The organism is Streptomyces sp. HUAS TT7, assembly GCF_051550175.1.
Lineage (GTDB): Bacteria > Actinomycetota > Actinomycetes > Streptomycetales > Streptomycetaceae > Streptomyces.
In genome coordinates this window covers 4,715,421-4,727,806 of the sequence record NZ_CP196175.1, presented here as the reverse complement: position 1 = coordinate 4,727,806, position 12,386 = coordinate 4,715,421, and the positions used below count along the sequence as shown (strand labels likewise).

Below are 12,386 nucleotides of genomic sequence, written 5' to 3'. Positions count from 1 at the left end.
GCATTCACCTGACGCCGCATCAAATAAGGCCGTGCTCGCGCAGATACTCGAGCTGTGCGCGCACCGAGAGCTCGGCGGCCGGCCACAGCGACCGGTCGACGTCCGAGTAGACCAGGGCCACCACGTCCGCCGCCGTGAGGTGGCCGTTCTCCACCGCCGTCTCCACCTGGGCCAGCCGGTGGGCCCGGTGGGCCAGATAGAACTCGACGGCACCCTGCGCGTCGTCGAGCACCGGGCCATGACCCGGCAGCACGGTGTGCACACCGTCATCAACAGTCAGCGAACGCAGCCTGCGAAGGGAGTCGAGATAGTCGCCCAGGCGGCCGTCGGGATGGGCCACGACGGTCGTGCCGCGCCCGAGGACCGTGTCGCCCGTCAGGACGGCCCGGTCGGCGGGCAGATGGAAGCAGAGCGAGTCGGCGGTGTGGCCGGGGGTGGGCACCACCCTCATCTCCAGGCCGCCGGTGGTGATGACATCGCCAGCAGCGAGGCCCTCGTCCCCCAGGCGCAGGGCCGGGTCCAGGGCGCGCACGGGGGTACGGGTCAGCTCCGCGAAGCGGGCCGCGCCCTCGGCATGGTCGGGGTGCCCATGGGTCAGCAGGGTCAGCGCGACCTGCTTGCCCGCCTTCTCGGCCGTGGCGATGACGTGGTTGAGGTGCGCGTCGTCGAGCGGCCCGGGGTCGATGACGACGGCCAGGTCGGAGTCGGGCTCGGCGACGATCCAGGTGTTGGTGCCGTCCAGGGTCATCGCGGAGGGGTTGGGCGCGAGGACGTTGGTCGCGCGGTCGGTCGCAGAGCCCGAAAGGACCCCGCCGCGCGGCTGCCCGGGAAGAGCGGCGGCATCACTCATACGGCACCTCCAGGGGTGGCGGAGTCGGTGGTCACCTGGGCAAGCCTCGCGGAACGGGGCAGTGCCTGGCGACCGCGCCTCGCGAGGCCGTCCCGCGCAAGGTCGACAGGGGTGGCGGCGATGGGGGTGGCAACGGCACGGGTCATGAGGGGCGGCCCCCGGCCGGGATGTGCTTGGTGAACTCGTCGTGGCCCGGCCAGCTCAGGACGAGTTCCCCGGTGTCGGTCAAGCGGGCCCGGGCCAGGACCGGGGTCAGATCGCGCTCGGCGGCGCCCACGAGGGCTTCGGCGGCTGTGGCATACGGAAGGAGGTCACGCAGGGTGGAAATGGTCGGCGGCATCATCAGGAGCTCGCCCTTGTCGTAGCCGGCGGCGGCTTCGGCGGGGCGGATCCAGACGGTGCGGTCGGCCTCGGTGGAGGCGTTCCGGGTGACCTGGCCTTCGGGGAGCGCGGCGACGAAGAACCAGGTGTCGTACCGCCTGGGCTCGAACTCGGGGGTGATCCAGCGCGCCCAGGCGCCGAGCAGATCGGAGCGGAGCACGAGGCCGCGCCGCTCCAGGAACTCGGCGAAGCTGAGGTCGCGGGTCACCAGGGCCTGACGGTCGGCCTCCCAGTCGTCGCCGGTGGTGTCGCCGACGACGGTGGTGGCGTCGGGGCCCGCGAGGAGGACGCCCGCCTCCTCGTAGGTCTCGCGGACGGCGGCGCAGACGATGGCCTGGGCGGAGGCAGGATCGGTGCCGAGGCGTTCGGCCCAGGACTCGCGGGCCGGTCCTGCCCAGCCGAGCTCGGCGTCCTCGGCGTCGCGAGGGTCCACGCCGCCGCCCGGGTACGCGTACGCGCCTCCGGCGAAGGCCATGGAGGCGCGTCTGCGCAGCATGTGTACGGCGGGGCCGGTGTCCGTGCCGGCCGCCCCGTCCCGGAGCAGCATCACGGTGGCGGCCCGCCGCGGCTCGACCGCGGTGAGCTCGCCTGCGGCGAGGGCGCGGATGCGGTCCGGCCACTCCGGCGGGTACCACTGACCATTGGGCATGGGCGGATGCTACGGGGTGGCGTGCGGATGTTCGAGGGGGTGCGTGTAGGTGACATCCCTTTGACACGCATGACAGGCATGACATGCACGGGCGTGCCCAGGGGGCACCCCTGATCCAGCAGCGGTCGGCTACCGACCGTCACTGATCAGCTGTCACTGGCAGCCGCTGGTCGGCCGTCACCGGCTGCCAAAAAGTGGCATGGCTGCCATCCGGCGAAGGGCCGGCCCCATGGGGGTCGGCCCTCGACGAGAGGAGATCAGCCGAGAGGAGATCGGCCGACGAAAAAGACGAAAAAGGGGGCAGGTCAGGCCGCGACGAGCTCCACCTGGATCTCGACCTCGACCGGGGCGTCCAGGGGCAGTACCGCTACGCCCACCGCGCTGCGGGCGTGGACGCCCTTGTCTCCCAGGACGGCGCCGAGGAGTTCGCTGGCGCCGTTGATGACACCGGGCTGGCCGGTGAAGTCGGGGGCGGAGGCCACGAAGCCGACGACCTTCACGACGCGCGCGATGCGGTCCAGGTCGCCCGCGACGGACTTGACCGCGGCCAGCGCGTTCAGGGCACAGGTGGCGGCCAGCTGCTTGGCCTCCTCCGGGGTGACCTCGCCGCCGACCTTGCCGGTGACGGGCAGCTTGCCCTCCACCATGGGGAGCTGGCCGGCGGTGTACACGTACACCCCGGACTGCACGGCGGGCTGGTACGCGGCGAGCGGCGGGACGACCGACGGGAGGGTCAGGCCCAGTTCGGCCAGCTTGGCTTCTACGGCGCTCATGCCTGCTTCTCCCGCTTCAGGTAGGCCACCAGCTGCTCGGGGTTGTTCGGCCCGGGGACGACCTGGACCAGCTCCCAGCCGTCCTCGCCCCAGGTGTCCAGAATCTGCTTGGTCGCGTGCACGAGAAGGGGCACGGTCGCGTATTCCCACTTGGTCATGGGCCCGACTGTAGCCGTTGCCCGCCGCCCTCTCTCGCGGGCGCCTTACGCGGACCACATGCGTGAGCCGCGGGCGGACTGGTTAGGCTCGACGATGTGAGCAGGCTCCAGGTCGTCAGCGGCAAGGGCGGTACCGGCAAGACCACGGTCGCCGCAGCACTCGCGCTCGCCCTCGCGACGGAGGGCAGGCGCACGCTCCTCGTCGAGGTCGAGGGCAGACAGGGCATCGCGCAGCTCTTCGAAACGGAAGCCTTTCCGTACGAGGAGCGCAAGATCGCCGTCGCGCCCGGTGGCGGGGAGGTGTACGCGCTGGCCATCGACGCGGAACGGGCGCTCCTCGACTACCTCCAGATGTTCTACAAGCTGGGCGGCGCGGGGCGGGCGCTGAAGAAACTCGGCGCGATCGACTTCGCGACGACCATAGCGCCGGGGGTACGTGACGTACTCCTGACCGGCAAGGCCTGCGAGGCGGTGCGGCGGAAGAACAAGCAGGGGGGGTACGCGTACGACTACGTCGTGATGGACGCGCCGCCGACCGGGCGCATCACGCGCTTCCTGAACGTGAACGACGAGGTGGCCGGGCTCGCCAAGATCGGCCCGATACACAATCAGGCACAGGCCGTCATGCGGGTCCTCAAGTCACCTGAAACGGCGGTGCACTTGGTCACACTGCTGGAGGAGATGCCCGTACAGGAGACGGCCGACGGTATCGCCGAGCTGCGGGGCGCCGAGCTGCCGGCGGGCAAGATCATCGTGAACATGGTCCGGCCGCACGTCCTGGACGAGGCGGCGGTGCGCGGGGTCACCGGCGACCGGCGCAAGGAGGTCGCCAAGACGCTGACGCGGGCCGGGGTCACCGGTTCGGCGAAGCTGGTGACGCCACTCCTTGAGCAGGCCGCCGAGCATGCCGAGCGGGTGGAGCTGGAGCGTGAACAGCGGGCGGTGCTCGGCCAGTTGGGGCTGCCGACGTACGAACTGCCGCTGATCGGCGAGGGAATGGATCTGGCCGGGCTCTACCGCCTGGCCACGGAACTGCGCAAGCTCGGGGTGGGTGAGTGACTTTGGACGCGGCCGAGCCGCTGGCGATCGATCCGCTGCTGGACGATCCGGGTACCCGCATCATTGTGTGCTGCGGCTCGGGCGGTGTGGGCAAGACAACTACCGCCGCCGCACTGGGAGTTCGGGCCGCCGAGCGCGGCCGGAAGGTCGTGGTGCTCACCATCGACCCGGCCCGCAGGCTCGCCCAGTCCATGGGCATCGACTCGCTGGACAACACCCCGCGCCGGGTCAAGGACGTGGAGGGCGACGGCGAACTGCACGCCATGATGCTCGACATGAAGCGGACCTTCGACGAGATCGTCGAGGCGCACGCGGATCCGGACCGGGCCAAGGCGATCTTGTCGAACCCCTTCTACCAGTCCCTGTCGGCCGGCTTCGCGGGCACGCAGGAGTACATGGCGATGGAGAAGCTGGGGCAGCTGCGGGCCAGGGACGAGTGGGACCTGATCGTGGTCGACACCCCGCCGTCGCGCTCCGCGCTCGACTTCCTGGACGCGCCGAAACGCCTCGGGTCGTTCCTCGACGGCAAGTTCATCAAACTGCTCATGGCGCCCGCGAAGATGGGCGGCCGGGCCGGGATGAAGTTCCTCAATGTCGGCATGTCGATGATGACCGGCACCCTGGGCAAGCTGCTCGGCGGGCCCTTCCTGCACGACGTGCAGACCTTCGTAGCGGCCATGGACACGATGTTCGGCGGGTTCCGGACCAGGGCGGATGCCACCTACCGGCTGTTGCAGGCACCGGGCACCGCGTTCCTCGTAGTCGCCGCGCCCGAGCGGGACGCGCTGCGCGAGGCCGCGTACTTCGTGGAGCGCCTCGCCGCCGACGACATGCCGCTGGCCGGGCTCGTACTCAACCGCGTACACGGGAGTGCGGCGTCCCGCCTCTCGGCCGAGCGCGCCCTCGCCGCGGCGGAGAGCCTTGAAGAGCCACCGGACCCAGCGGATCCCTCTGCAGAAAACCCTGCAGAAAATCTTGACGAGCGTCGCATTGTCGATCAGGAGGCCGGGAAGGCTGGAGATCGTGGATCCAGCGTTTCCTCTCCCCACGCTGATGCTTCCCACGCCCACACTTCCAACGCGGATGCTTCGCACGCTGATGCAGCTGGTGCACGCGCTGGCATAGACCCGGATCGGGTTGACCCAGATCAGGAGTCCGTCGAGCAGCTGACCGCCGGGCTGCTGCGGCTGCATGCCGAGCGGATGCAGGTGCTCGCGCGTGAACAGCGGACGCGCGACCGTTTCACCGCGCTCCACCCCGAGGTCCCGGTCGCCGAAGTGGCCGCCCTGCCCGGCGATGTGCACGACCTGGCGGGGCTGCGGACCATCGGGGACCGGCTCGCGGCCGGTGGTCCCCCGGCCGGAGCTGCCTGACCCTCCGACCTCGTCAGCCCGCTGCGGCGTACGCCTCGTCTCCGAAGGAATGCCGGTAGTCGTACGCCGACTCCTCCTCCGCGCACACGGGCAGGATTCCCGTGCTGCGCTCGTACTCGGTGCGCGCGGTTTCGAGGAGGCGGTGCCAGGAGGTGACGGTGGGGCGCCTGCGCAGAAGTGCGCGCCGCTCCCGTTCCGTCATTCCGCCCCACACGCCGAACTCGACGCGATTGTCGAGCGCATCGGCCAGGCACTCGGTCCGCACCGGACAACCGGTGCACACCGCCTTGGCCCTGTTCTGCGCTGCACCCTGAACAAACAGTTCGTCCGGATCGGTAGTGCGGCAGGCTGCCTGCGCACTCCAGTCGGTTACCCAGCCCATGCCGGCGCCGTCCTCTCCCGAATCGAGGCTCCCCCACGGCGGCAGCGGCATATTCACCGCTGCCAGTTGAGGACGTTACGGAAGGTGGGCACAGCGCAACACCCCCGTCGGGCCCAATCTTGAATGGTCCGAACGGACTATGCGTACGCGGCAGATCACCCAACGGAGTGAGCTGAGGACATGAGCGATGAATCCGAAATAATGGGACGTATCGGCTGAGTCACAACGGACGCCCGATGACGCATGAGGCGCAATCGGACACCAACCGGGTTGATTCCTGCCGGATTCGGGGACGGCGGAACACTTCCACGCACGGCCGAGGACTTGATACGGAACCGCACTGCTGTGACAGTTGAGAGCAGCTTAGGCCAGAGCCTTCACCTGTGTCCGGCGATTGAGAACGTAGGCTGCCCCCATGGCAAAGAAGCGATCGGGCGGAGGCCTGACCGGGACCCAGCAGGCCGCCAAGTTCCTCGGTGTGAGTGTGTTGGCGGGGGCCGTGCTCGCGGGGATCGCCCTGCCGGCGGCCGGCACGCTGGGGCTCGCGGCCAAGGGCACGGTCGAAGGGTTCGACGAGATCCCGGCCAATCTGAAGACCCCGCCGCTGAGCCAGCGCACCACGATCCTCGACAGCAGGGGCGGCACGATCGCCCAGGTCTACTCGCGTGACCGCACCGTGGTGCCGCTCGCCGACATCTCCCCGTACATGCAGAAGGCGATCGTCGCGATCGAGGACTCGCGCTTCTACGAGCACGGCGCGATCGACCTCAAGGGCGTCCTTCGCGCGATGAACAAGAACGCGACCAGCGGCGGAGTCGCCCAGGGCGCGTCCACCCTCACGCAGCAGTACGTGAAGAACGTCTTCGTCGAGGAGGCCGGGGACGACCCCGACAAGGTCGCCGAGGCCACCCAGCAGACGATCGGCCGCAAGGTCAAGGAGCTCAAGTACGCGATCCAGGTCGAGGAGGAGCTCGGCAAGAAGAAGATCCTGGAGAACTACCTCAACATCACGTTCTTCGGGCAGCAGGCGTACGGCATCGAGGCCGCCGCCAAGCGCTACTTCTCCAAGTCGGCCAAGGACCTGACCCTGGACGAGTCGGCCATGCTCGCCGGAATCGTGCAGTCGCCGAGCCGGTACGACCCCGTCAACGACGCTCAGGAGTCCAAGAAGCGCCGCAACACGGTGCTCCAGCGGATGGCCGACATGAAGGACATCTCGCAGGCCGAGGCCGACAAGGCCATGCAGGAGCCCATCAAGCTGAGCGTGAGCAAGCCGAAGAACGGCTGCATCACCGCCGTCGACGGCGCGGGCTTCTTCTGCGACTACGTACACGAGGTGTTCCTCTCCGACCCGGTCTTCGGCAAGACGAAGGAAGAGCGGGCCAAGGTCTGGAACCGGGGCGGGCTCACCGTTCAGACCACGCTCGACCCGCAGGCGCAGAAGTCGACGCAGGAGTCGATCAAGAACCACGTCTACCAGAAGGACACCGTCGCGACCGCGGTCTCGCTCGTCCAGCCCGGCACCGGCAAGATCCTCGCGATGGGCCAGTCGAAGCCGTACGGCTTCGGGGACAACGAGACGCAGATCAACTTCTCGGTCAACCGGAAGATGGGCGGCTCGAATTACGGCTTCCCGGTCGGCTCGACCTTCAAGCCGTTCCTGGCCGCGGCCGCGATCGAGGGCGGCAAGCCGCCGACCCAGCAGTACTCCGCCCCGTACGAGATGGACTACCCGGCGTCCGTCCAGACGTGCACCGGCAAGCCATGGGTCAACGACGGCAAGCCCAACCCCTACCACCTGGAGAACGAGAACGAGTCCGAGGTCGGCCCGTTCTCGCTGAGGGACGCGATGGCCAAGTCGGTCAACACGTACTTCGTGCAGATGCTCGGCGACATCGGGATGTGCCCGGTCTCGCAGATGACGGACAAGCTGCACGTGCTCCAGGGCAACGGCGACAAGCTGCCCATGGTCCCCTCGGCGCTGACGCTCGGCTCGACCGGCATCTCGCCGCTGACGATGGCCTCGGCGTACGCGACCTTCGCCAACCGGGGCACGTACTGCACGCCGATCGCCATCGAGTCGATCAAGAAGGCGGACGGCTCGTCGGTGCCGGTGCCGAAGAGCTCCTGCTCACAGGCGATGTCGCAGAACACCGCGGACAGCATCAACAGCCTGCTGCGCGGCGTGGTCGACTCCGGTACGGGTCAGGAGGCCGGGCTCAAGGACCGGGACAACGCGGGCAAGACCGGTACCACCGACGCCCGCAAGAACGCCTGGTTCGTCGGCTACACCTCGAACCTGTCCGCCGCCGTCTGGGTCGGCAGCCCGTCCCAGCGCGTCGAGATGAACAACATCACCATCGGCGGCCAGACGTACGAGCAGGTGTACGGCGGCCAGGTCCCCGGCCCCATCTGGCGCGACGCGATGACCGGCGCGCTGCAGGGCCAGACGTCGGCGCCCTTCGTCAACGTCAACATCCCCGACACCGGCCAGAAGCCGGCCGGCCTCCCGGCGACCGGCGCGCCGGCCACCACCCCCGACAAGAACAAGAACAAGGGCAAGCACAAGCCGAAGCCGGGCGGCGAGAACAAGCCCCCGAACCCGAACCCCAACCAGCCCTTCCCCGGCATCTCGATCCCGCCGGGCGTCATCGGCGGGGACACGGGAGAATGGCCGTAGTGGCGGTGCCCTTACGAAGCGGGCAATAGCAGTGCTCTTACACGGCTGATATGTAGCTGAAGGGGCGCCCCGGGATTCACAGCGAATCCCGGGGCGCCCCTTTTTGTCAGCCGTATGTCAGCCCGCGAGGAGCTTCTTGACCGCTGCGGCGACGCGGCCGCCGTCGGCGAGGCCGGCCACCTTCGGGTTCACGATCTTCATGACGGCGCCCATCGCGCGCGGCCCCTCGGCGCCGGCGGCCCTGGCCTCCTCGACGGCGCTCGCGACGATCGCCGTGAGCTCGTCGTCGGAGAGCTGCTTGGGCAGATACGCGTCGAGGATCTCGCCCTCGGCCAGCTCGCGCGCCGCGGACTCGGCACGGCCGCCCTGCTCGAAGGCCTCGGCGGCCTCGCGGCGCTTCTTCGCCTCCTTGGCGATCACCTTGAGCACCTCGTCGTCGGAGAGCTCGCGCGCGGTCTTGCCGGCGACCTCCTCCTTGGCGACGGCGGTGAGGGTCAGCCGGAGCGTGGACGAGCGCAGCTCGTCGCGCGCCTTCATGGCGGTGGTGAGGTCGTCCTTGAGTCGGGCCTTGAGCGTGGTCATGTGTCCAGTGTGTCAGGTGCACAGCGGTACCCGCCCGCCGATTTCCGCCCCGTACGCCGTTGTCGGCGGCGTCTGCGACGATGGTCATATGCGCGCGCGATACGGAATTCCCTTGGGTATCACGGCGGTCGGGGCCGCCGGTCTCGCCTATGCGGCCGGCTTCGAGGCCAGATCGTTCCGGCTGAGGCGGGTCACGGTGCCGGTGCTGCCGCCGGGGGTGAGGCCGTTGCGCGTGCTCCAGGTCTCGGACATTCACATGGTGAGCGGCCAGCGCAAGAAGCGGGCGTGGCTGCAGTCGCTGGCGGGCCTGCGCCCCGACTTCGTGGTGAACACGGGCGACAACCTCTCCGACCCGGAGGGCGTCCCCGAGGTGCTGGACGCGCTGGGACCGCTGATGGAGTTCCCGGGCGTGTACGTCTTCGGCTCGAACGACTACTACGGGCCGAAGCTGCGCAACCCCGCGCGGTACCTGCTGGAGAAGGCCCAGGGCCGGCACGGGCTCAACGGCAACGCGCCGGCCGTCGGCGTCGTGCACAACCCGTGGGAAGACCTTCGGGACGCGTTCGACATGGCGGGCTGGGTGAACCTGAGCAACAACCGGGGCCGCCTCAAGCTCGACGGCATGGAGCTCGCCTTCACGGGCCTGGACGACCCGCACATCAAGCGCGACCGGTACGACAGCGTGGCCGGCGGCCCGGAGCCGGACGCCGACCTGTCGATGGCGGTGGTCCACGCCCCCTACCTGCGCTCCCTGGAATCCTTCACCGCGGACGGCTACCCCCTGATCCTGGCCGGCCACACCCACGGCGGCCAGCTGTGCATCCCCTTCTACGGCGCACTGGTCACGAACTGCGACCTGGACACGGACCGGGTAAAGGGCCTGTCCACGCACTCCACTGACGGCAACCGCGCCTACCTCCACGTCTCAGCGGGCTGCGGCACAAACCGCTACACCCCCATCCGCTTCGCGTGCCCCCCGGAGGCGACGTTGCTGACGCTGGTGGAGCGGCGGGGGTAGTCGCTGGCCGGTAGCTGGGCCCAGGGCGCCTCCGGGTCGGCGGCTGCTGCCGGGGACTCCGGGCCCCGTCCCGAGCCACTTCACGATCCAGGCGAACGTGCTGGTGGGGCCCGCCGTCGGCTGGTGGGCCACCCGTGCCCACAGCGCCCCGAAAACCGGATTTCGTCTCCGGCCGCCAGTGGGCTAAAGTAAACGACGTCGCCGCGACAAGCGGAGACAATCGGGGTGTAGCGCAGCTTGGCAGCGCGCTTCGTTCGGGACGAAGAGGTCGTGGGTTCAAATCCCGCCACCCCGACAGCTGTAAGACCAGGTCAGGCCCGGTACTGAGGAATCAGTACCGGGCCTGACCTGCTTTCGTAGTGCGTCGCGAACGGCAGAACCTCGCTCCCGGGGACGGTCTGCAGGAAGATGTCGCTCTGCGTTTTCGTCGGGAGTGTCCGGCGCTCTGGGTGTTGGGGAACCCTCAGGGGCGAGGGGGTCGGGATTCGTCGGGCAGCATCTGATCGAGTTCGCCGAGGAACCCCAGGCGCTCGAATGGCGAGCCGGCCGGCGCTTGGGCGGAGGCGGCGCGGGCCGTACGGCATGACGTGCGGCGGAGGCTCAGTACGATCACCGTCATGGATTGGCTTGAGCGTGCCGCGCGGTTGAGGCAGTGGAGCCGGGGCGGGGTGCGGGCGCCGCACAAGCCGTTGCTGCTGTTGTACGCGCTGGGCCGGTTCCGGGCGGATGCCTCGGACGAGCTGCCGTACACCGCGGTGGAGGCGGATCTGAAGCAGCTGCTGGTGGAATACGGTCCGCCGCGTGGGACCACGCCCGCCTATCCCTTCCACCATCTGGTCAGCGACGGGGTGTGGGAGGTGCGGACCGAGTACGGCGTCGGCAGCCCGGGCACCGGGGTGCGGGAGCTGCGGGCCGGCCGGGCCACCGGGCGGCTGGCCCCGGACCTTCAGGCGGCGCTCCGGCGGGACCCGTCGCTGCTGGGCCGCATGGCAAGGGTGCTGCTGGATCTGCACTTCCCGGCCTCGCTGCACCAGGACCTGTGCGACGCGGTCGGCCTGGAACTGGAGCTGGCGGAGACCGATGCTCTGGCCGGGCCCGGGAGGCGGCGGCGGGATCGGCGGATGCGGGAGAGGGTGCTGACCGCTTACGAGTACCAGTGCGCCTTCTGCGGCTACGACGGCATGATCGGCACCGCGCCCGTCGGACTTGAGGCGGCGCATGTGCGCTGGTGGGCGTTCGACGGCCCGGACGACGTCGACAACGGACTGTGTCTCTGCTCGCTGCACCACAAGCTCTTCGACAAGGGCGTCCTGGGCATAGGTGACGGCCACCGCATCCTGGTCTCGCAGCGGTTCATCGGCCGCAGCCAGGCCGCCCGCGAGCAGGTCACAGCACTCGCGGGACGCCCGCTCACAGGCCCTCAACCCGGCGCCCGGCCCATCGCGGCGGCCCACCGTTCCTGGCACACCAGTCAGGTCTTCCGCGGCGCCCCACGCCCCGCCGCCGCCTGACCGCCCCGGCGTCATGGCCCTCGGGGATGGCGGAGCCCCCGGGTTTGTATCCACCCCGTATCACCCACCGCTTGGTTCCCCATCGGCTCACCCCGCCGGGCCCGCGGGGCGCTCCCCCGCCCGGCCCCCTGTCGTATCGTTCCTTTCGATCCATCCGAGTCGCCCTCTGCGTACCGTTATGACCGGAAACCGCGGTGTCGGGGACTCGGTCGGCCCCCCGAACAGGAGCCCCCGTGTCCTCACCCCTCCCCGGTCCCGCTCCGGCCGCCCCGGGTCCCGTTCGCGTGTTGCTCGTCGAGGACGACGACCTCATGCGGCGGTCCTTTTCCGTGGCGCTGGGGCGGTACGGGTACGAGGTCGCCGTTGCCGCCGATGGGCTGGCCGGGCTGGAGGCGTTCCGGGAGGGCGAGTTCGATCTGCTCATCCTCGATGTCATGCTGCCCGGGCTCGACGGGATCGGGCTCTGTCGCCGGGTGCGGGAGAGCAGTCTCGTGCCGGTGCTCATGATGTCCGCCCGGGGGGACGGGCTCGATGTCGTCGCCGGGCTGGAGGCTGGGGCCGATGACTACGTCGTCAAGCCCGTCGACACGTATGTGCTGGTTGCCCGGATCCGGTCGCTTCTTCGGCGGGCCACTTACTCTCCATCCGCCTCCTCCGCTCCCGAACTCCCCGATGCGCAAGGGGAGTTGCTCACTTTCGGGGAGCTCTCCATCGACACCAGCGGGCTTGAGGTCTTCGTCTCCGGTGCGCCCGTCGCGCTCACTCCCACCGAGCTGAAGCTGCTGCTCGAATTCGCCGCCCACCCCGGCGTCGTCCTTGAGCGGCACGCCCTCCTCCGCGACGTCTGGGAGTACGGGTGGGACGGGGACAGCCGGGTCGTGGACCTCTGTGTGCAGCGGCTGCGCAAGAAGCTCGGGCGGGACCGGATCGAGACGGTCCGCGGGTTCGGCTACAAGTTCCGGCGTTGAGC

The 12,386-nt window shown here is 69.5% G+C and carries 12 protein-coding genes and 1 tRNA gene; 7 read left to right on the top strand and 6 right to left on the bottom strand.

The genetic code is table 11. From position 1 onward, the window contains the following. Nucleotides 1-19: 19 nt before the first annotated feature. The 4 genes from ACSHXC_RS21365 to ACSHXC_RS21350 all read right to left on the bottom strand — a co-directional run bounded on the left by ACSHXC_RS21365 (nucleotide 20) and on the right by ACSHXC_RS21350 (nucleotide 2,811). Complete coding sequence (locus ACSHXC_RS21365; RefSeq protein ID WP_438293126.1) at nucleotides 20-850, bottom strand: MBL fold metallo-hydrolase; 831 nt, start codon at nucleotides 848-850, stop codon at nucleotides 20-22. Nucleotides 851-992: 142 nt separating this feature from the next. After that, nucleotides 993-1,880, bottom strand: a complete 888-nt coding sequence (locus ACSHXC_RS21360; RefSeq protein ID WP_438293125.1) for an NUDIX hydrolase — start codon at nucleotides 1,878-1,880, stop codon at nucleotides 993-995. Between the two features lie 305 nt (nucleotides 1,881-2,185). Further along, entirely contained in the window at nucleotides 2,186-2,653 is a 468-nt protein-coding gene (locus ACSHXC_RS21355; RefSeq protein WP_438293124.1) for a RidA family protein, read from the bottom strand. After that, on the bottom strand, nucleotides 2,650-2,811 hold the full coding sequence (locus ACSHXC_RS21350; protein ID WP_003975360.1) for a DUF4177 domain-containing protein: 162 nt from the start codon (nucleotides 2,809-2,811) through the stop codon (nucleotides 2,650-2,652). The genes ACSHXC_RS21355 and ACSHXC_RS21350 overlap by 4 nt, the downstream gene beginning before the upstream one ends. Before the next feature lie 96 nt (nucleotides 2,812-2,907). Here ACSHXC_RS21350 and ACSHXC_RS21345 point away from each other — a divergent pair, with 96 nt between their 5' ends. After that, on the top strand, nucleotides 2,908-3,870 hold the full coding sequence (locus ACSHXC_RS21345) for an ArsA family ATPase (RefSeq protein WP_438293123.1): 963 nt from the start codon (nucleotides 2,908-2,910) through the stop codon (nucleotides 3,868-3,870). Further along, a complete protein-coding gene (locus ACSHXC_RS21340; RefSeq protein ID WP_438293122.1) occupies nucleotides 3,867-5,243 on the top strand; it encodes an ArsA family ATPase in 1,377 nt (458 codons plus the stop codon). The genes ACSHXC_RS21345 and ACSHXC_RS21340 overlap by 4 nt, the downstream gene beginning before the upstream one ends. A gap of 13 nt (nucleotides 5,244-5,256) precedes the next feature. Here ACSHXC_RS21340 and ACSHXC_RS21335 read toward each other — a convergent pair whose 3' ends face one another. Further along, nucleotides 5,257-5,625, bottom strand: coding sequence for a WhiB family transcriptional regulator (locus ACSHXC_RS21335; protein WP_189961774.1), 369 nt, complete (start codon nucleotides 5,623-5,625; stop codon nucleotides 5,257-5,259). Nucleotides 5,626-6,040: 415 nt separating this feature from the next. On the opposite strand from ACSHXC_RS21335, the gene ACSHXC_RS21330 reads away from it, so the two are divergent. Beyond that, nucleotides 6,041-8,305, top strand: coding sequence for a transglycosylase domain-containing protein (locus tag ACSHXC_RS21330; protein WP_438293121.1), 2,265 nt, complete (start codon nucleotides 6,041-6,043; stop codon nucleotides 8,303-8,305). Between the two features lie 117 nt (nucleotides 8,306-8,422). Here ACSHXC_RS21330 and ACSHXC_RS21325 read toward each other — a convergent pair whose 3' ends face one another. After that, nucleotides 8,423-8,887, bottom strand: coding sequence for a GatB/YqeY domain-containing protein (locus tag ACSHXC_RS21325; RefSeq protein WP_386010113.1), 465 nt, complete (start codon nucleotides 8,885-8,887; stop codon nucleotides 8,423-8,425). A gap of 88 nt (nucleotides 8,888-8,975) precedes the next feature. On the opposite strand from ACSHXC_RS21325, the gene ACSHXC_RS21320 reads away from it, so the two are divergent. The 4 genes from ACSHXC_RS21320 (at nucleotide 8,976) to cseB (ending at nucleotide 12,384) form a co-directional block, all read left to right on the top strand. Further along, the gene (locus ACSHXC_RS21320; RefSeq protein ID WP_438293120.1) at nucleotides 8,976-9,905 is read left to right on the top strand and encodes a metallophosphoesterase; all 930 of its coding nucleotides are present in this window, start codon (nucleotides 8,976-8,978) and stop codon (nucleotides 9,903-9,905) included. A 221-nt stretch (nucleotides 9,906-10,126) separates the two neighbouring features. Then, a tRNA-Pro gene (locus ACSHXC_RS21315) sits at nucleotides 10,127-10,200 on the top strand. 322 nt (nucleotides 10,201-10,522) lie between these two features. Beyond that, nucleotides 10,523-11,416 carry a phosphorothioated DNA-binding restriction endonuclease gene (locus ACSHXC_RS21310; protein ID WP_438293119.1) on the top strand — a complete coding sequence of 298 codons (894 nt, stop codon included), beginning with the start codon at nucleotides 10,523-10,525 and terminating at the stop codon, nucleotides 11,414-11,416. 311 nt (nucleotides 11,417-11,727) lie between these two features. Further along, a complete protein-coding gene (gene cseB / locus ACSHXC_RS21305; protein ID WP_438296727.1) occupies nucleotides 11,728-12,384 on the top strand; it encodes a two-component system response regulator CseB in 657 nt (218 codons plus the stop codon). Nucleotides 12,385-12,386 lie beyond the last annotated feature (2 nt).